Source organism: Methylobacterium currus (assembly GCF_003058325.1).
Classification (GTDB): Bacteria; Pseudomonadota; Alphaproteobacteria; order Rhizobiales; family Beijerinckiaceae; genus Methylobacterium; species Methylobacterium currus.
On record NZ_CP028843.1, the window covers coordinates 186,527 to 203,931 of the forward strand.

The 17,405-nt window shown below is 72.4% G+C and carries 17 protein-coding genes; 8 read left to right on the top strand and 9 right to left on the bottom strand.

Going from position 1 to position 17,405, the window contains the following annotated elements; all coding sequences use genetic code 11:
• Window positions 1-4: 4 nt before the first annotated feature.
• Both DA075_RS00890 and DA075_RS00895 read left to right on the top strand, forming a co-directional pair.
• Window positions 5-1,315 carry a 2-oxo acid dehydrogenase subunit E2 gene (locus DA075_RS00890; protein WP_099951592.1) on the top strand — a complete coding sequence of 437 codons (1,311 nt, stop codon included), beginning with the start codon at window positions 5-7 and terminating at the stop codon, window positions 1,313-1,315.
• A 53-nt stretch (window positions 1,316-1,368) separates the two neighbouring features.
• A complete protein-coding gene (locus DA075_RS00895) occupies window positions 1,369-1,782 on the top strand; it encodes a GNAT family N-acetyltransferase (protein WP_099956325.1) in 414 nt (137 codons plus the stop codon).
• 207 nt (window positions 1,783-1,989) lie between these two features.
• On the opposite strand, the gene DA075_RS35700 is transcribed toward DA075_RS00895, so the two are convergent.
• Entirely contained in the window at window positions 1,990-2,448 is a 459-nt protein-coding gene (locus DA075_RS35700; RefSeq protein ID WP_123834105.1) for a DUF6894 family protein, read from the bottom strand.
• Window positions 2,449-3,056: 608 nt separating this feature from the next.
• On the opposite strand from DA075_RS35700, the gene DA075_RS00900 reads away from it, so the two are divergent.
• Window positions 3,057-4,469 carry an adenylate/guanylate cyclase domain-containing protein gene (locus DA075_RS00900; RefSeq protein WP_099951593.1) on the top strand — a complete coding sequence of 471 codons (1,413 nt, stop codon included), beginning with the start codon at window positions 3,057-3,059 and terminating at the stop codon, window positions 4,467-4,469.
• On the opposite strand, the gene DA075_RS00905 is transcribed toward DA075_RS00900, so the two are convergent.
• The 3 genes from DA075_RS00905 to DA075_RS00915 form a co-directional block, all read right to left on the bottom strand.
• Entirely contained in the window at window positions 4,462-4,893 is a 432-nt protein-coding gene (locus DA075_RS00905) for an LbetaH domain-containing protein (protein ID WP_244936464.1), read from the bottom strand. The genes DA075_RS00900 and DA075_RS00905 overlap by 8 nt on opposite strands.
• Window positions 4,894-5,102: 209 nt before the next feature.
• A complete protein-coding gene (locus DA075_RS00910; RefSeq protein ID WP_099951594.1) occupies window positions 5,103-5,432 on the bottom strand; it encodes a hypothetical protein in 330 nt (109 codons plus the stop codon).
• A gap of 158 nt (window positions 5,433-5,590) precedes the next feature.
• Window positions 5,591-7,006 (bottom strand): DHA2 family efflux MFS transporter permease subunit, encoded by a 1,416-nt coding sequence (locus DA075_RS00915; protein ID WP_099951595.1) that lies wholly within the window; start codon window positions 7,004-7,006, stop codon window positions 5,591-5,593.
• A gap of 168 nt (window positions 7,007-7,174) precedes the next feature.
• Between DA075_RS00915 and DA075_RS00920 the strand changes: the two genes are divergently transcribed.
• A complete protein-coding gene (locus DA075_RS00920) occupies window positions 7,175-7,732 on the top strand; it encodes a DUF2239 family protein (protein ID WP_099951596.1) in 558 nt (185 codons plus the stop codon).
• A gap of 71 nt (window positions 7,733-7,803) precedes the next feature.
• On the opposite strand, the gene DA075_RS00925 is transcribed toward DA075_RS00920, so the two are convergent.
• Both DA075_RS00925 and DA075_RS00930 read right to left on the bottom strand, forming a co-directional pair.
• Window positions 7,804-8,502: a carbonic anhydrase gene (locus tag DA075_RS00925; RefSeq protein WP_244936467.1), complete on the bottom strand. Its 699-nt coding sequence runs from the start codon at window positions 8,500-8,502 to the stop codon at window positions 7,804-7,806.
• A gap of 124 nt (window positions 8,503-8,626) precedes the next feature.
• The gene (locus DA075_RS00930; protein ID WP_099951598.1) at window positions 8,627-8,884 is read right to left on the bottom strand and encodes a hypothetical protein; all 258 of its coding nucleotides are present in this window, start codon (window positions 8,882-8,884) and stop codon (window positions 8,627-8,629) included.
• 394 nt (window positions 8,885-9,278) lie between these two features.
• Here DA075_RS00930 and DA075_RS00935 point away from each other — a divergent pair, with 394 nt between their 5' ends.
• Together DA075_RS00935 and DA075_RS00940 are read left to right on the top strand one after the other, a co-directional pair.
• A complete protein-coding gene (locus tag DA075_RS00935; RefSeq protein WP_108394336.1) occupies window positions 9,279-12,023 on the top strand; it encodes an ATP-binding cassette domain-containing protein in 2,745 nt (914 codons plus the stop codon).
• Window positions 12,024-12,179: 156 nt separating this feature from the next.
• Entirely contained in the window at window positions 12,180-13,088 is a 909-nt protein-coding gene (locus DA075_RS00940) for an MBL fold metallo-hydrolase (protein WP_099956327.1), read from the top strand.
• A gap of 78 nt (window positions 13,089-13,166) precedes the next feature.
• On the opposite strand, the gene DA075_RS00945 is transcribed toward DA075_RS00940, so the two are convergent.
• Complete coding sequence (locus tag DA075_RS00945; RefSeq protein ID WP_099951600.1) at window positions 13,167-14,171, bottom strand: nickel/cobalt transporter; 1,005 nt, start codon at window positions 14,169-14,171, stop codon at window positions 13,167-13,169.
• The gene (locus tag DA075_RS00950; protein WP_099951601.1) at window positions 14,165-14,809 is read right to left on the bottom strand and encodes a DUF1007 family protein; all 645 of its coding nucleotides are present in this window, start codon (window positions 14,807-14,809) and stop codon (window positions 14,165-14,167) included. Before DA075_RS00950 ends, DA075_RS00945 begins: the two co-directional genes overlap by 7 nt.
• 179 nt (window positions 14,810-14,988) lie before the next feature.
• Between DA075_RS00950 and DA075_RS00955 the strand changes: the two genes are divergently transcribed.
• Window positions 14,989-15,840 (top strand): urea carboxylase-associated family protein, encoded by an 852-nt coding sequence (locus tag DA075_RS00955; RefSeq protein ID WP_099951602.1) that lies wholly within the window; start codon window positions 14,989-14,991, stop codon window positions 15,838-15,840.
• Here the strand turns inward: DA075_RS00955 and DA075_RS00960 are convergent.
• On the bottom strand, window positions 15,837-16,592 hold the full coding sequence (locus tag DA075_RS00960; protein WP_099951603.1) for a TSUP family transporter: 756 nt from the start codon (window positions 16,590-16,592) through the stop codon (window positions 15,837-15,839). The two genes, DA075_RS00955 and DA075_RS00960, sit on opposite strands and share 4 nt — an antisense overlap.
• Window positions 16,593-16,783: 191 nt before the next feature.
• Between DA075_RS00960 and ruvC the strand changes: the two genes are divergently transcribed.
• The gene (ruvC, locus tag DA075_RS00965; protein ID WP_099951604.1) at window positions 16,784-17,341 is read left to right on the top strand and encodes a crossover junction endodeoxyribonuclease RuvC; all 558 of its coding nucleotides are present in this window, start codon (window positions 16,784-16,786) and stop codon (window positions 17,339-17,341) included.
• The last annotated feature ends 64 nt before the right edge of the window (window positions 17,342-17,405 follow it).

Consider the following 17,405-nt stretch of genomic DNA (forward strand, 5'->3'; position numbering starts at 1 on the left):
CCTCGTGAGTGCCAGCCTGCCGGTCGCCCTGCCCGATATCGGCGACTTCAAGGACGTTCCGGTGGTCGAGATCCTGGTCAAGCCGGGGGACCGGATCGCCGTCGACGACCTCCTGATCAGCATCGAATCCGACAAGGCCACCATGGAGGTGCCCTCGCCGGTGGCGGGCGTGGTGACGGAGATCCTGGTGGCGCCGGGCACCCGGGTGTCGCAGGGCACGACGATCCTGATGGTCGATACGTCCGGCGAGGGCGCCGCGCCCCAGCCGGCACCTGCGGCCCCGCCGATTCCCGCGCCGCAAGCCTCCCCGGCGGCGCCTGCCCCGGCCCCTGCTGCTCCGGCGACAGCTGTTCCCGCGCCCGATGTCGCCGCCTCGTCCGACATCCACGCCACGCCCTCGGTGCGCGCCTATGCGCGCGAGCTCGGCGTCGATCTCGCGGGCATCCCGGGCACCGGCCCGCAAGGGCGCATCCTGCGCGAGGACGTGCTGGCCTTCGTCCGCGGCCAGATGGCGGTCCCCTCCCCCGCCGCAGCGCCGGCCGCCAGCCCGCCGCCCGCCGCCGCGTCGCCCTCCGGGATCGGCGCCGGCCTGCCGGCCTGGCCGCAGGTCGATCACGGCAAGTTCGGCCCGGTGCGGCGCGAATCACTCTCGCGCATCCAGCAGATCTCCGGCCAGGCGCTCGCCCGCAACTGGCTGACGATCCCGCACGTCACCAATTTCGACCACGCCGACGTCACCGAGACCGAGGCGCTGCGGCGCGAGCTGAACGGCGCCGCGCGGCCGGGCAGCCACAAGGTCACGATGGTGGCGATCCTGATCAAGGCCGCCGCCGCCGCGCTCCGGGCCTATCCGCGCTTCAACGCGGCGCTCGACGGCGATGCCGTGATCCTGAAGGACTACGTCCATGTCGGCTTCGCGGTCGACACGCCGCGGGGCCTGCTGGTGCCGGTGGTGCGCGACTGCGACCGCAAGGGCCTCGTCGAGATCGCCCAGGAGATGGGGGAACTGGCCGAGCAGGCCCGCTCCGGCACGCTTCCCCCTTCGGCCATGCAGGGCGGCGGCTTCTCGGTCTCCTCGCTCGGCGGCATCGGCGGCGACGGCTTCACGCCGATCATCAACGCGCCCGAGGTGGCGATCCTGGGGGCGGCGCGCTCGCGCATCGAGCCGGTCTGGGACGGCAGCACCTTCCAGCCGCGGCTGATCCTGCCCGTGAGCCTGTCCTGGGACCACCGGGCGGTGGACGGCGCCGCCGCGGCCCGCTTCCTCTCCCACCTCGCCGCCGTGCTCACCGACCTGCGCCGGGGCGCCCTGTGATCCGGGCGGCGGTGCCGGCCGATTATCCGGCGCTGGCGCGGCTGTTCCAGGAGATGCAGGCCTATTATGGCGGGTCGTGCCCCCCTCAGGGAGAGGTCGGGGCCGCGCTGGCCGGGCGCCCGGCCGGCACCGAGATCCTGGTGGCGGAGGATGGTGCCGATCTCGCCGGCTTCGCCACCTTCTCGGCGGTCTATCCCGGCCCGGGCCTTACGGGCGGCCTCTTCCTGAAGGAGCTGTTCGTCGGTGCCGCCCATCGGGGTGCCGGCCACGGCCGCGCCCTGATGCGCGCCGTGGCGGCAGAGGCTTTGGCACGCGGACTGGGGCGGGTCGACTGGACGGCGGATGCGGGCCAGCCGCGGCTGCTGGCGTTCTACCAGGGCCTCGGGGCGGCGCCGAAGCCGGACAAGGTGTTCTTCCGGCTGGACGGAGAAGCGCTCGCGGCGCTCGGCGGGCCGGAGCGACGCTGAGGCCGGGGGCCTCCCCCCGAGGACCGGAAAGGGGGCGGATGCCGCTCGCCCCGGGAGCGGGGCGGGGCAGGATCGGGGCGCGATCCGCGCGACCGCGCTGCAATCAGGCCCTGCCCCTGCTCCGGCACGAGATGCGGTGCACGAGATACGGTCCACGAGAACGATCGCACCGCACCGGAATTCTACCGGCCGAGTTCAGGCCGTCGATCACACGCACCGAAATGGCTGGAACGCCACCAAAAACCTTTGCGCTTCACCTAGAAGCCGCTTCGTATCTGCCAGATTTTCCTGCAAGGCGGCGCGTTGTTCTTCAAGAGCTATCTGCAAAGTGCGGTAACGTAGCAGCGCATGTGCCGCTGCTTCCTGTCGTCGCCTCAACTCGTCCGCGGTCCGCTGCATCCCGACCGATGTCGGTGGAACCACCGATCGCCGCCCTTGGTCCAGATATTCGGCAAATGGCAAATCGAACAGGGTTTTTCCGGTGATATCCGTGATCTCGAACCCGTATTGCCGGGGGTTTGCCTTCTGCCGCATCAAATCGACGGTCATCGTCCCGATTGCATCGAACGCATCGAGATAAGCCACCTCCATGCTAGCAAATTCACAGCCGACATGGTCTTTGTTCACTCCGATCGGTGTCCACAAATGAAAATAGAAACGCGGCATATGAGAGCACCCGCTGGCGGCAAAATTCGTCGAGTTGGCGACAACGCATCGGATCAAGATCGATTTCCCGATGGCCGTCTCGAGCCATCGCGGCAAATTGAAGATAACCTATCGAATGCTGCCTTGCACATACACGGAATGATGCGGCGAAGGATAGCGGGTCTCGGCTGCCCGTAGCCTGCAACGGCCGCACATACCCTCAGGTCAACGGCTCCCGACCCATCCATCGGGTCCGCCGGCCTGCCGTGTTCCGACAGGGCGAGTCCTCCGGATCGCTCCATGCAGCTCAGGCCAAGTCAACATGGCCGGCATCCAAGATCGGTCGGCATCGGCCCATATCGGCGACCCGTCTGGAACGCTCAGGCACCTCCCGCGCGTCCACGGGGGCATACGCGTTCGCGGCGCGGCCTCAGACCCATGCGAGTGGTCCGCCAGGTTGGGGAGATACGCCCGATCGGGCGAGACGCGCGTCTGAAGGGCCGAAAGCCGCTTGCCCGCACGCGCGATCCGCCTCGGCCGCCGGGAGGGGGGTCGCGCCCGGCCTCGCGGCACCGACGGATCCCGGGCGCCGCGTTGCCGCCACCCGCGCCCGGGTCTAAGCTCGCCTCATGGACGAGAGCGATGCCCTCCTCGCCGCACTCCACCGGACGGCCGAGCCCAAGGCCGCCCAGGCCGTGGAGCATCTGCTCCGCCACGGGTCCGATGCGGAACTGGCGCGGATCAACGCCGTGCATCTCGCCGCGGCGGCGGGCCTCGACGACGAGCCGGTGATCGCCGCGCTCCTGCACGGCGCACGGCTCGGCCTGGTCGAGATGGCCTGGAACGTGCTGTGCCCGAGCTGCGGCGGCGTGATCGAGGCTCCGGGGAGCCTGCGCGGCGTGAAGGCATCGGGCTATCACTGCGCCTTCTGCGCCCTCGACAGCGAGCCGGTCCTCGACGACACGGTCGAGGTGACGTTCACGGTGAGCCCCCGGTTCCGGCGCATCGCCGCGCACGACCCCGACGGGCTTGGCCTATGGGACTACCAGCGCCAGGTCTTCTTCGGCTCCGGCGTCGCCTTCCCGGAGCCGGCGGAATTCGCCGCGCTGGCGCAGCGGGCGACCGTCGACTCGGTCGAGCTGCGCGCCGGCGAGCGGATGATCCTGGCGTTGCAGCTCGGGCCCGAGCCGCTGATCGTGCTCGATCCCGTCACCCACGCCGCCCACAGCCTCGCCATCGAGGGCGAGCCGACGCTCGAACGCCAGGACCTCGCCCTGGTCTTCGACACCGCGCGGACGACGGCGGGCCGCGGCACGTTCCGGTCCGGACCCTTGCGCCTCTCCCTCGACAACCGGAGTCACGGACGGGTACTGCCCACGATCTTCCGCGTCGGGCCGGAGCTCGACGCGCTGCTCGGCGGGCGGCGGCCCTTCCTCACCGCCAAGCGGCTCCTCAGCAACCAGACCTTTCGCGATCTCTACCGCACCGACACGCTCGACATCGACCAGCGGCTCAAGATCCTGAGCCTGACCTTCCTGTTCACCGACCTGAAGGGCTCGACCGAGCTTTACGCACGGGTCGGCGACCTCGTCGCCTACGACCTGGTGCGGGCGCATTTCCGGATCCTGCACGAAATCGTCGCCGCCGAGGGTGGGGCGGTGGTCAAGACGATCGGCGATGCCGTGATGGCGACCTTCATGGGCCCGCACCGGGCGGTGGCGGCGGCTTTGCGCATGCGGGCGGCGATGCAAGCCCTGAACGTACAGCGCGGGGCCGACGACCTCGTGCTCAAGATCGGGCTGCACGAGGGGCCCTGCCTGGCGGTGAGCCTCAACGACCGCCAGGACTATTTCGGGCAGACCGTGAACGTGGCGGCGCGGGTGCAGCAGCTCGCGGCGGCGGGCGGCATCTTCGCCACCGGCTCGGTCCTGCGCCACGAGGAGGCCGCGCGTCACCTCGCCGAGCACGGGATCACGGCCCGGGTCGAGCTGCGGGCCTTGCGCGGCATCGGCGAGCCGGTGCCGGTCCACGAATTCACCTGAGGTCCGGCGGAACGCCGTGATCGATCAGCCCAAGGCGCGACACCACCGTGCCGGGTGCCAGGATCGCGCCGGGGGCCACCACCGCGTTGGCCCCGAGCCGCGCCCCGTCCCCGACGAGGGCGCCGAACTTGGGGAGTCCCGTCTCGATCGTCGCGCCCTCGTGCCGGAACGCCACCGTGGCGCCGGGCCACTCGTTGCGGTGATTGGCGATGACGGCACCGGCCTCGAGGTTCACTCCCCTGCCGATCACGCTCTCGCCGACGAAGTTGAAATGGGCGAGCGCCATACCGGCGAACAGGAACGAAGCCTTCAGCTCCGCGCCCGGCCCGATCGTACAGGCCTCCTCCAGCCAGGCGCCGCCGCGCAACGTGGCGCCGTGGCCGATGACGCAGCGCGGCCCGACGACGAGCGGGCCTCTGAGCACCGCGCCGGGCTCGACCCGGGCGCTGTGATGGATCGCGACCGCGTCGGCGATGGAGAAACCCTCGCCGAGCCGGGCGAGCAGCTGGCGGACGATGTCTTCGCCGCGGTGAGCAGCCAGGGCGGCTCGTTCACGAGATCGGCGAGCGCGGAGGTGGGGAAGGCCGGGATGTGGCGGGTCAGCAGGCTCACGATCATCCCGGGCCGTCAGGCTCAGTCGCAGACGCGCACGCGACGGATATAGACGTCGCCGAACTCGTCGATCATCCGGCGGCGGACGGTGTAGCAGTCCGGGCCGTAGGCCGGGGCGTAGCCGTAGGCCGGGCCGCCATAGACCGGCGTGTAGCCGTAGGCCGGGGCGGGCGCGTAGCCGTAGGCCGGGCGCGCGCCGGCGGCGATCGCGCTGCCGAGGGCGAGGCCGCCGACCGCGCCGAGGGCGAAGGCCGGCCCGGCCCGCCAGCGTGCCTCGGCCGGAGCGGCGCCGGCCAGGGTCACGCTCGCCAAGGTCGCCGCGGCGACGCAGATGGATGCGATGCGCTTCATGGCAGATCCCCATGACGTAAGGGTGAACGAGGTTTCGCGGGCACCCGGAACGGTGATCGCGGTCCGTCCGCGCCCGATGCCCTTAGATTCGCACCGTCACGCTGAATGTTCGCTGAAGCGCGAGCGCAGGATTCCTTCAGGCAGGCTCGCCGGCCGGCTCACGTGGCGTCGGCGGCGGGCTTCGCCTGCACGATGCGATGGCCCGAGACCTCGGCGCCGGCCTCCGGGGCGAGGCGGCGGAACGACAGGGTGGACAGCCCGGAGAGGACCGCCACCGCCAGGAAGGCGGGCCAGAAATCCTCCGCCCGGATCTCGGTGCGGCCGTGCCACTCGGCGGCGGACTGGAGCGCGAAGGCGCCGAAGGCGACCCCGATGCTCAGGGAGAGCTGCTGGGCGACGCTGGCAAGGCTCGTCGCCGCGCTCATGTCGCGCGGATCGACGTCGGCATAGGCGATGGCGTTGACGGCGGTGAATTGCAGCGAGCGGAAGCAGCCGCCGATCAACAGCACCACGATGATGAGGGCATGCGGCGTGCCCGCCGTGAACAGGCCGTTGATCGCCAGCAGGCCGGCGGCCACCACCGCGTTGAGGGTCAGCACCGCCCGGAAGCCGAAGGCGCGCAGGATGCGGGCGGCGATGGTCTTCATGAACAGGGCGCCGGCGGCGGCCGCGAAGGTGATGAGGCCCGAGTGCAGCGGGTCGAGCCCGAAGCCGAGCTGCAGCATCAGGGGCAGCAGGAACGGGATCGCCCCGGTGCCGATGCGAAACAGGCTGCCGCCGAGCACCGCCGCCCGGAAGGTCGGGTAGCGCAGGAGATCGAGGCGGATCACCGGATGCGCGACCCGGCGGCTATGGGCGAGGTAGAGCCCGCACAGCACGAGGCCGGCGCCGGTGCAGGCCCAGGACGCGGCCTCGGGCAGGAGGTGGCGCCCGCTCGAGGCGAGGCCGAGCATCAGGCTCGCGAGCCCTATCCCTGAGAGGACGAAGCCGACGAGGTCGAGGGGCGGGCGCGCCTCCTCCTTGATGTCCTGGAAGTACCGGGTGGCGAGCAGGATCCCGGCGAGCCCGATGGGCAGGTTGATGAAGAAGATCCAGCGCCAGTGCAAGGCCGTGGTGATGAAGCCGCCGAGCGGCGGCCCGATCACCGGGCCGACGAGGGCCGGGATGGTGAGGGTGGCAAGCGCCTGGACCAGCTCGCCCTTCGGCACGCTGCGCAGCAGCACGAGGCGTCCGACCGGCACCATCATCGCCCCGCCCATGCCCTGCAGGAAGCGGGCGGCGACGAACCAGCCGAGGGAATCCGCCGCCGCGCAGGCGAGCGAGCCGGCCATGAACACCGCGAGCGCCCAGCGGAACACCGTGCGGGCGCCGTAGCGGTCGGCGGCCCAGCCGCTGATGGGTATGAAGATCGCCAGGCTGACCAGGTAGGAGGTCAGGGCCAGCTTCAGGGCGATCGGGTCCTCGCCCATATCCGCGGCGATCGCCGGCAGCGACGTCGCGAGCACGGTCGAGTCCGTGTTCTCCATGAACAGGGCCGTCGCGACGACGAGGGGGACGATCCGGGCTTGGCGCATGGCGCGGTATCTAGCGCCTGCCCGCCATACCGGAAGCGCGAATCGGCGGGGGCTCGCCCGCGCGGGGCGCGGGGATGGCGGCTTTACCCGTGATTTTACCCGGGTGTTATTGACGGTCGTTTTTTATCCGGGTAAAATAGCGACCGTCGACGAACCCGGAGATCCGCGATGGACGAACCCTTCACCTGCACCGCCTTCGAGGACGGGCGACGCCTGGCTGCCGGCTCCGCCGCCGCCGTGGCCCTGGCGGTCAAGCGATCCGTCGAGCGGGGCGCCAGCCCGTTGGTCTTCGACGACCGCTCGGGCCGGCAGATCGACTTCGACCTGCGCGGCAGCGACGCCGAGGTGACGGCGCGGCTGGAGCCGACGGCCCGCCCGGCGGGGCGCCCGAAGCTCGGTGTCGTGGCCCGTGAGGTCACCCTGCTGCCGCGGCACTGGGAATGGCTCGCCGCCCAGCCCGGCGGCGCCTCGGTCGCCCTGCGCAAGCTCGTCGAGGCGGCCCGCAATGCCGGCGCGGGCGGTGAGCGGCGGCGCGTCGCCCAAGAGGCGGCGGACCGCTTCATGGGGGCGATGCTCGGCGACGCCTCCGGCTACGAAGAGGCGTCCCGTGCCCTCTATGCGGGCGATGCCGACCGCTTTCGCACCCTGAGCGAGGACTGGCCGGTGGATCTGCGCGACCATGCCCGCTTCCTGGCCGGTCCAGCCTTCGAGAGCGAAGCGGCGTAGGTATCCTTCCGCCGGCCGGAGCGGGCCCGCTCCTCCACGATGGGTGTCGGGGAACGGCCCGCCTCAGCGCCTCACTCGGCCGCCACCCGCACCGGCAGGTCGGCGGCCGCGCGCCGGGGCGTGGAGACCTCCGCCACCGGCAGGGCACCGTCGTCGGTCAGGGTCACGAAGCGCCGGCCGTCATAGGCGTGGAGCGCGCCGGTCTCGATCTCGAAGAACCAGCCGTGCAGGGAGAGGCCGCCCTTGGCCAGAGCCGCCGCCACGCTCGGATGGGTGCGCAGATGGGCGAGCTGCACCACCACGTTCTCGAGGGCGAGCGCCCGCAGGCGGTCCTTCGGGTCGATGTCGTCCGGATAGGCCTCGCAGACGATGCGGTCGGCGGCGTGGCTGTGGCGCAGCCAGGCGGCGACGTTCGGCATCGCGGCGAGCGCCCCGGGCTGCATCAGCCCCTTCATGGCTCCGCAATCCGAGTGGCCGCAGACCACGATATCGCGCACGCCGAGCGCCACCACCGCGTACTCGATCGCCGAGGAGACGCCGCCATTCATCTGCGAGAAGGGCGGCACGATGTTGCCGGCGTTGCGGCAGACGAACAGCTCGCCGGGGCCGGCCTGGGTGATGTGCTCGGGCGCGACCCGGGAATCGGCGCAGGCGATGATCAGGGCCTTCGGCTGCTGCCCGTCGCGCACGAGGCGCTCATACATCCGCTGCTGCCCGGGAAAGACGCTGCCGCGGAAGGTGGAGATGCCCTGGATGATGCTGCTGTCCACGGGGGGGCCTTGCGTGAGGGTTGGGGGATGGGGGTGGGGCACGGCCACCCCGGAATCTCGCCGAGGCATGCCGGTCGTGCAGATTCGCCTCTCCCCGCAGGCGGGAAGCGGCGGAACCGGCGCCTTACCGGCCGACGGCCCAGCGGCCTCCCCGCCCGACGACATTGCCCCGCTCCGCCACCATCGGCTGACCCTGGATCTGGCCGGTGCCGTCCCGCTGCGATACCCGCGACCGGGGGTCGTGATAGGGGTCGGCGACGTAGCTGCTCATGAATCCGCCGCCGGCGGCCTGGCGGCTGCCCTCCCCGCCTTCGGCCTGTGCGGCGACCGGCAGCGCGAGGGCGGCGACCAGAACGGTCGTGGTCACGATCGTCTTCGTCATGTCATTCTCTCTCTATTGACTGTATAGACGGGCCCAAACGATCCCGTCAGGTGATGAAAATGATCATGAATGGAAATATATCCTCGTGATGTGCGACCGCGCACCCATGGGAACCGCGAAGAATAATCCCGCCTCCGATGCGATCGCGTGCGGTCCCGCACGTCTGTGCTGCATCAGGGCGCCCTCACGACGGATTGCCCGATGGAGCGAGCGCGTCCGCGCGCCCGGCTTGACCGCTCCGGCCCGCGCGGCCCATACCTCGCGCAACATCGAGGAGGCCCATGGTCACCATCGCGAGACGGCCTCCGGGCCTGCCCCCGCGCACCGGACCGGCGCTGCCCACTGGCGCCTCTCTCTCTGGCGCCCCCTCCCCCCGGTCCCGTCGCCCGCTCTGATGGACCGCGATCCGATCGTCTTCGCCTGGCGCAGCGCCAAGCGCCGGCACGCCGCCGCCGTCGCGGTCGCCCTCGGGCTCGGCTTTCCGCTGGTCGGGCTCGGGCTGCTCGCCCTGCGCGACCTCGTCGACGAGCTGCTGGCGCTGGCCGAGCCGGGGCGAGGGCCGATCCACTTCCTCCACCTCGTCGTGCCGATGCCGGAGCGATGGGCGGAGCGACTGGGTGGTCACGGCCTGGTGCTGATGCCCGGCTGGCCGCTGCCGGAGAGCGCCCTGACCCTGTGGGCGCTGGGCTGCCTGATCGGCGTCGCCCTGTCCCTCGCCCTCCTCGGCTGGGGCGTGGCGCGGCTCTGCGTGACGGCGCAGGCCGAGGCGGTGCGCCGCCTGCGGGAATTGGCCGAGGACGCGATCCTGCGCTCCGGGCCGGCCGCCCGGGACGATGCGCGGGCGCTCGCCGGGCAGGTCGGGGCGGCGATCCGCGCCGCGGACGGGCTTCTGGCCGTCGGCATCCTGGTCCCGGCGCTGGCGGCGGGCGCCGTGCTGGTGACGCTGGCGGTCGCCGCGGCGGTGGCGCCGCGCCTCATCGCGGTGGCGGGCATCAGCCTGGTGGCGGCGGCGCTCGCGCGCCAGCTCCTCATCGCCCGCACCGAGCGCCGGGACGACCAGCGCCGGCTGGAGGGCGCCGCCCTGGAGCGCGGCCTCACCGACCTGGTGCGGCGCCTGCCGGCGGTGCGGGCCCACGGCACCACCGCCTTCGAGCATGCCCGCCTCGGCCACGTCGCGGAGCGGGCCCGCCGGGCCCTGACGGCGACCGAGGACGAGCTCTCCCGCGCCCGCGCCCCGGCGCTCGCGCTCGCGGTGCTGGTGCCGACCCTCGTGCTCGCCGCCGCCCTCTGGCAGGGGCCGGCGCCGGCCATGCCGGTGAGCCCCGGCGGCCTGTCGGCGGTGCTGGGTGCGCTCGCCGTGGCGTCGAGCGCGGTGGCCGCCTTCCTGCGCCAGAACCGGCGCCGGCGTGCCGCCCTGCCGGCCTTCCGGGAGATCGCCCGCGCCACCGCGTCGCTCGAGGCGCGCGCCCGGGCGCCGCGCCGGCTGCGCAGCCAGTCGGCACATCTGCCCGATGGTGGTCCCATCGTGCTCTCGAACGTCGCGGCCTACGATCCGGCCTCGGGCGAGCGGTTGATCGGCCTCGACCTGACCGTGCCGATGCCGGGCCACGTGGCGATCCTCGGCGACCGCGGCAGCGGCGGGCGGGTGCTGGCGGCGCTGATCGCCGGCCAGCTCGAGCCCACCGTCGGAGCGGTGACCTATGCGGGCACCGATTTGCGCTCGGTCGAACCGGCGGAGCGGGCCCGGCGCATCGCCTATGCGGGCGCCGAGCCGGTGCTGATGACCGGCACGCTCCTGCAGAACCTGCTCTACGGCGATCCCGCCTTCGCCGACGGATCGAGTCCCGATGCGGGCGCGCCGCCGGCCGGCGAGCTGGAAGAGCGGCTGGTCGAGGCCCTGTCGGTCACCGGGCTCGACCGGCTGGTCTACGGGCGAGGGCTCGCCAGCGTGCTGCCGCGCCGGCTCGACGCGGCCACCGCCGCCGCGATCGTCGAGACACGGGGCGCCCTGCGGGCCGCGCTGACGGCGGATCAGGCCGCCCACCTGATCGAGCCGTTCGACCCCGCCCGCTACAACCGCCAGGCGACGGTGGGCGAGAACATCCTGTTCGGGGCGCCGGTCGGCTCGGCCTTCTCGGAGGCGCGGCTCGCCGGCCATCCCTTCACCCGGGCGGTGCTGGAGGCGGAAGGGCTGACCCGGCCGATGACCGAGATGGGGCTGGCCATCGCGCGGGCCACCGTCGAGATCTTCTCCGACCTGCCGGACGACCACCCGCTCTTCGACGCCTTCTCGCTGTTCCCGGCCCGGGAGCGCGGCTTCTTCGAGGACCTGGTGGCGCGCCAGCCCGAGGCCTCCGGCTGGCGCCGCGGCCCCGCCGGCCAGCGCGACCGCGCCCGGCTGATCGGCCTTTGCCTGCGCTACAGCGAGACCCGGCACCGCTTCGGCCTCATCGACGAGGCGATGGAGGCGCGCCTCGTCGCGGCACGGCGCACCTTCGCGGCCCTGCTGCCGGCCTCGCTCCAGGGCTCGGTGGAGTTCTACGACCCGGGCAAGGTCACCGCCGCGGCGAGCCTGGAGGAGAACCTGCTGTTCGGCCGCATCGCCGGGGCCGAGGCCGGGGCCGGGGCGCGGGTGCGCGCCCTGATGCAGGCGGTCCTGCGCGAGCGCGGCCTGGAGCGGACGGTCTACCGGTTCGGCCTCGCCAGCCAGGTCGATCCGCGGGCGGCCGACAGCGGGCTGGGAGGGCGCGACGGCTTCACGGCGTCCGAGCGCATGGCGATCGACCTCGCCCGCTGCCTGGTGCGCCAGCCCGACATCCTGGTGATCGGCCTTGCCCTCGACGATCGCGGCGCGCCCGAGATCATGGCCGGGATCGAGCGGCTGCGGGCGGCCCGGGCCGGGCGCGGCCTCGTGGTCTGCCTGCCGGACGAGTGCCGGCCGGATCAGTCCGGGTCGAATCTTGCGGCCCCCTTCGACCTCGTGCTGCGGGCCGAGCGCAACACGGTGGTGCGGACCAGTCTCCCCGGCCCGTCGGCGGATGCGCCGGAGGTAGGTCTTCCCGTCACGGCCGCGCTCGGGCAGGATGCTGCACGATCCACAGGCCCGGTGCGCGAGCACACCCGCTTAACGACAGATTAGGCCGTCCGGGGGAACCTTCGTCTTGTGCTCATCGTTCGTGACGCACATCTCTCGTGCACAGCCCACCATAGTGTCTTGCCGGACCGTCCGGCCGGAGCATCCGCCATGTGCGTCATCGCACATCCAACCCCGACAACCCCCATCACGGTCGCCGGCATGACAACGAGGGGTCCTCTCATGGAAGCCGGCCTGACGCTCCGGTTCTGGGGCGTCAGGGGGTCGACTTGCGCCTCCGGTCCGGAATTCGTGGAATTCGGCGGGCATACCCCCTGCGTCGAGGTCCGCTGCGGCGAGCGGCTGTTCGTGATCGATGCCGGCACCGGCATCAACGCGTTCGGCGCCCATCACCGCGACCGGCTGCCCCAGCGGGTCGACCTGCTCCTGAGCCACCTCCATCTCGACCATGTCGGCGGCCTGCCGTTCATGAAGCCAGCGATCCTCGACCCCTCGCGCGAGATCCACACCTGGTGCGGCAACCTCGACGGGGCGAGCGCCGCCGAGCCCCTCGACCGGCTGTTCTCGCCCCCGCTCTTCCCGATCACCCTCGACGTGCTGCCCGCCCGCTTCGTGCATCACGGCTTCCGGGCCGGCGAGAGCCTGACCTTCCCGGACGGCGCCGTGGTCGACACCATCCCGCTCCAGCATCCCCAGGGCGCCACGGGCTACCGCTTCCGCCATGGCGGCCGCGCCGTCTGCTACATCAGCGACCTGGAGCATTCGGAGCCCTGGCCCGATCCGGCTCTGCTCGACTTCGTGCGCGGTTCGGACCTCGTGATCTATGACGGCATGTTCACGCAGGGCGAGTACCCGGCCTGCCGCGGCTGGGGTCACTCGACCTGGCAGAAGGGCGTCGAACTGTGCCGCGCCGGCGGAGTCGGGCGGCTCGCCATCGTGCACCTCTATCCGCAGCACACCGACGCGCTGCTGCGCGAGCTGGAGTGCCAGATGCAGGCCGACATGCCCGGCGCCTTCGTGGCCCGCGAGCGCCAGGAGATCACCTTCGCGGCCGTCGCGGCGGCAAGCCCGCGGCGCCGGCGCGCCGCGCGGATCGCGGCATTGGCCTAAGTCTCTCTCACGCAACTCCCGATCGCCGTCGTTGCTCGCCGAGGCAGCGTCAGCGCAGCGGGAGTTGCGTGAGGGGCACTAGAACGCCGCGGCGGCCCAGCCCGAGAGCAGCCCGGCACCCAGCACCAGCACGAAGGCGGCGGCCCACAATTCGAGCACGCCGACCGCGATCGCCCCGCCCTGGCCGCGGCCCCCGGCAAGCCGCAGGGCCAGCGCCTTGGCGAAGACCGCGAGCGCCGTCAGCAATCCGGTGGTGATCGCGGTGCCGAGCGCCATCGCCAGGGTGGCGGCCACGCCGGCCCACAGGATGCCCTGCGACAAAGCGAAGACAAGCACCAGGACCGCACCGGCGCAAGGGCGGGTCCCGGCGGCCAGGACCACGCCGGCCTGCTCGCGCAAGGTCGTCAGCCGCTCGACGCGCGTCCCGTCGGCGAGGCCGGCATGGCCGCAATCGGGCCCGCAGGCCGGTCCCGCCTCGCGGTTGAGGAGCCGGGCGAGCTGCCCGGCCTTGCGCCAGGTCACCGCCGCCCCGAGCAACGCCACGCAGGCGAAGCCCGCGGTCTCGATCACCGTGCCGGCCTGGTTCAGGCCGGCGGCGGTCAGGCGCAGCAGGACCGCGCCGCCGCCGACCAGCGCCAGGGCGACGACGGCCTGGAGCAGCGCCGCGAGCAGGCTCAGGGTGAAGCCGCGCTTCAGGGCCCGCTCGCCGGCCATCAGGTAGCCGGCGATCACCGCCTTGCCGTGGCCGGGCCCGGCGGCGTGCAGGACCCCGTAGGCGAAGCCGAGACCGATGAGGGTCAGGGTGCCGTCCCGCCCGGCCTTGACCGCCGACACCGCCGCCTGGAGCGCCTGGGAGAAGCCCGCCTGCATGGCGAGCAGCCAGGCCCCGAGGCTGGTGGCGCCGGTGGGCGCCGCCTCGCGAAAGCCGATGCCGAAGGGCGAGCGCGGCGGCGCCCGGAAGCCCGGCGCCAGGAGCCCGAGCAGGGCCGCGAGCACGGCGCAAGCGGCCAGGATTGCGAGCGCCGCGAGGACCAGGCGCTGGAGCCCGCGGGAGGGGGGGTTGAGGCTGAGCGTGCTCAGCATGCGACGACGATCCGGTTGGCGAACTGCACCCCGTAGGTCGACGCGGCGGTCATCGCCTCGAAGAACGCCTCGGACATGCCGGTGGCGGCCGGCACCGGGGCCGCACTCTTCGGCCGGTGGGCGGTGGCGCGGCAGCCGGCCGGGGCGCCCTTGAGCGTCGCGAAGCCGTCGCCGTCGGCGAGGCTGAACGCGACGAAGTAGGTCGGGTCGAAGACCTCGAGCGAGGCGGTGCCGGCGACCGGCGCCTTGAGCGGCAGGGTGAAGCGCAGGGTGAGCTGCCCGTCCGTGAAGGTCATCGCCGGATCGGTCGCGGGGCCGACATCCTGCTTGCGGCCGTCGACCTTCAGCTGCGTGAAGTAGCCCTGCTCGGCGAGGTTCTCGGCATTGTCGCGCGCGAGCGCCGCCAAGGCCGCCGGGTTCACCGGCCCGGTCGTCGATTGGCCGAGGCCCTGGACCGCGAAGGCGGAATAGGTCGGATCGAAGGTCCAGGCGTGGCGCACCGCCCGCAATGCCCCGTCCGGCCCGTAATCGAGCTCGGCCCGAGTGGTGATCCAGACATGCGGATGCGCGAGGGCCGGACTCGCCGCGACGAGCGCGGCCCCGGCGAGGAGGAGCGGGAGGGAGCAAGAGCGCGGCATGACGATGTCCTTCGGCGACGCTCGCCCCTCCTGGTCAACCACCGGTAAAGCGCGCGGCGCCTCCGGCTTCCGCACTGGTCCCGCCGCATTGCGGCGGGAGCGGGGCGGGAGGAGCCGGTTTGCCCCTCCGCCGCTCTTCTGCCACTCCAAGCGGGATCACACCCGCGGGAGCACCGGGCATGAAGGACTTTCCGGCCGCCTATCAGGTCAGCGAGGGCTCGGCCCTGTCGGTCGACCGGCCGTTCTACGCGCGGATCGCCGCCGAGACCGGCGGGCGCGAGCGGGTCGACAGCTTCACCATCCCGATCCGCACCGGGCGGGCCTGGAGCGTGCCGGCGGGCCATGTCTTCCGGATCGTGGCGCCCGAGGGGCCGCAGGTCGGCGACCTCAACATCTGGAACCGGCACGACCCGCGCGAGCGGCTCTGGGCGGCGCGCACCCGCCAGCTCCAGGGCGCCCATGTCTCGACCTTCGACCGGCTGTGGTCGACCCTGCCGTTCCTGCGCCCGCTGGTCACCATCACGGCCGACAGCTTGAGCCATTACGGCACCGACGAGTATGGCGGCCGGGTCCATGATCTCCTCGGCACCCGCTGCGACCCCTATGTCAACAAGCTGCTCACCGGCCAGGACTTCCACTTCCACTGCCACTCGAACCTGGTCCGCGCGGTGATGCCGTTCGGCCTGACCGAGTTCGACGTGCACGACGTGCTCAACGTGTTCCAGGTCACCGGCCTCAACCACGACGACATGTACTTCATGCGCGACTGCCCGGCGAAGGCGGGCGACTATCTCGAGTTCTTCGCCGAGATCGACCTGCTCTGCGCCCTCTCGACCTGCCCGGGCGGCGACCTCTCGGTGCCGCTCTGGGGGCCGGATGCCCGCGATCCGATCGAGGTCTGCCGCCCCTTGGGCGTCGAGGTGTACCGGCTGGCGCCGGAGCTGACGGAAGGCTGGCAGAGCCCGGGCGTGGCGCCCTATCGCGGCCAGCACGGGCTCCGCGCCGAGAAGGGCTGGTGGGACAAGGCCTAACGCAGGGGTAGCGCGAGGCAGACCGCCACCAGGATCACCGCGTAGGCGACGGTCCGGAACATCCGGTCGGAGGCGAGGCGAAAGCCGTGCGATCCGGCCGCGAGGCCGAGACCGTAGGGCAGGAGCAGCGGCAGGGCCTCGGCGAAGCGGGGCCCCGACAGCACCCCGGTCGCCGTGAACACGACGCCCGACACCAGGGTCGAGAGGCCGAAATAGGCCATCAGGTTGTCGCGCACCTGGGCTCCCGAGGCGCGCTGGCTGGCGAGCCAGAACACCGCGAGCGGCATGCCGCCGAGCGCGGCAAAGCCGCTCGCCAGCCCCGAGGCGCCCCCGGTGGCGAGCGAGAGCGGCAGCGACGGGACGCCGCGATAGCGCCAGCCCGAGACGAGCGCCGCCAGCGCCAGCAGGATCGCGCCCGCGGTGATCCAGCGGGTCAGGTCCGGATCGAGCCGGGTGAGGAGCCAGACGCCGACCGGCAGCAGCAGGGTGGAGCCGACGAGCAGCGGAACGACCTCGCGCCAGGTCGCCCGCGGGGCGGAGCGGAGGCCGAACCACAGCGAGAACGGCGCGTCGACGACCCAGATCAGCCCCACCGCCGCCGCCGGACCGACCGCGGCGGCCGCCACCGGCACGAACACCATCGCGAAGCCGAAGCCGGTGAAGCCGCGCACCAGACCGCCGACCAGGGCGGCGAGGAACAGGGTGGCGGCCCGGACATCGAGGGGCAGAAGGGTGGCGAGATCGGGCGACATGAGGCCACCACGCCGCCACGGCTACGGTTCGTCAAGGTGTCGGCCGCAAGAGTGCGAGGCGTGTTCACGGAACGTCCCGCGGTGGCGGCGCAGTCGTTTCCCGGCTACAGAACGGCGCGCTTCGCGCCGGGACGGATTCGCGGCATGATGCGGGCGCCGCCTGCACCCATTGCAAGGATATCCACGCGGCGATGAGCGAACCCATCCGCATCCTCGGCATCGATCCGGGCCTGCGCCGCACCGGCTGGGGCCTGATCACCGTCACGGGCACCCGCCTCGCCTTCGTGGCGAGCGGCACCGTGACCTCGAACGGCGACGACGACCTCGCCACCCGCCTGCGCACCCTGCACGAGGGCCTGACCAAGGTCGTCGCCACCCTACTGCCCGACGAGGCGGCGGTGGAGGAGACCTTCGTCAACAAGGACGCGCAGGCGACTCTGAAGCTCGGCCATGCCCGCGCCGTGGCCCTGCTGGTGCCGGCCCTCGCCGGCCTGCCAGTGGCGGAATACGCCGCCAACCTGGTGAAGAAGACCGTGGTCGGCGCCGGCCACGCCGAGAAGGACCAGGTCGGCGCCATGGTGCGCTTCCTCTTGCCGAAGGCCACCGCCGACACCGCGGACGCTGCCGACGCGCTGGCGGTGGCGATCACCCATGCGAGCCACCGGGCGGCACGGGCCCGGGCCGCGACCCACGCCGCGGCGGCAGGACCCGCGGCGGCGCGGATCGCCCGCGCAGTCGCGCGGGGTTAGGGTGGAAACCCGGTCGGCTCAGCGGCGCGAGCGGCTGCGCCCGAGGTGATCCTTCGGAACATCC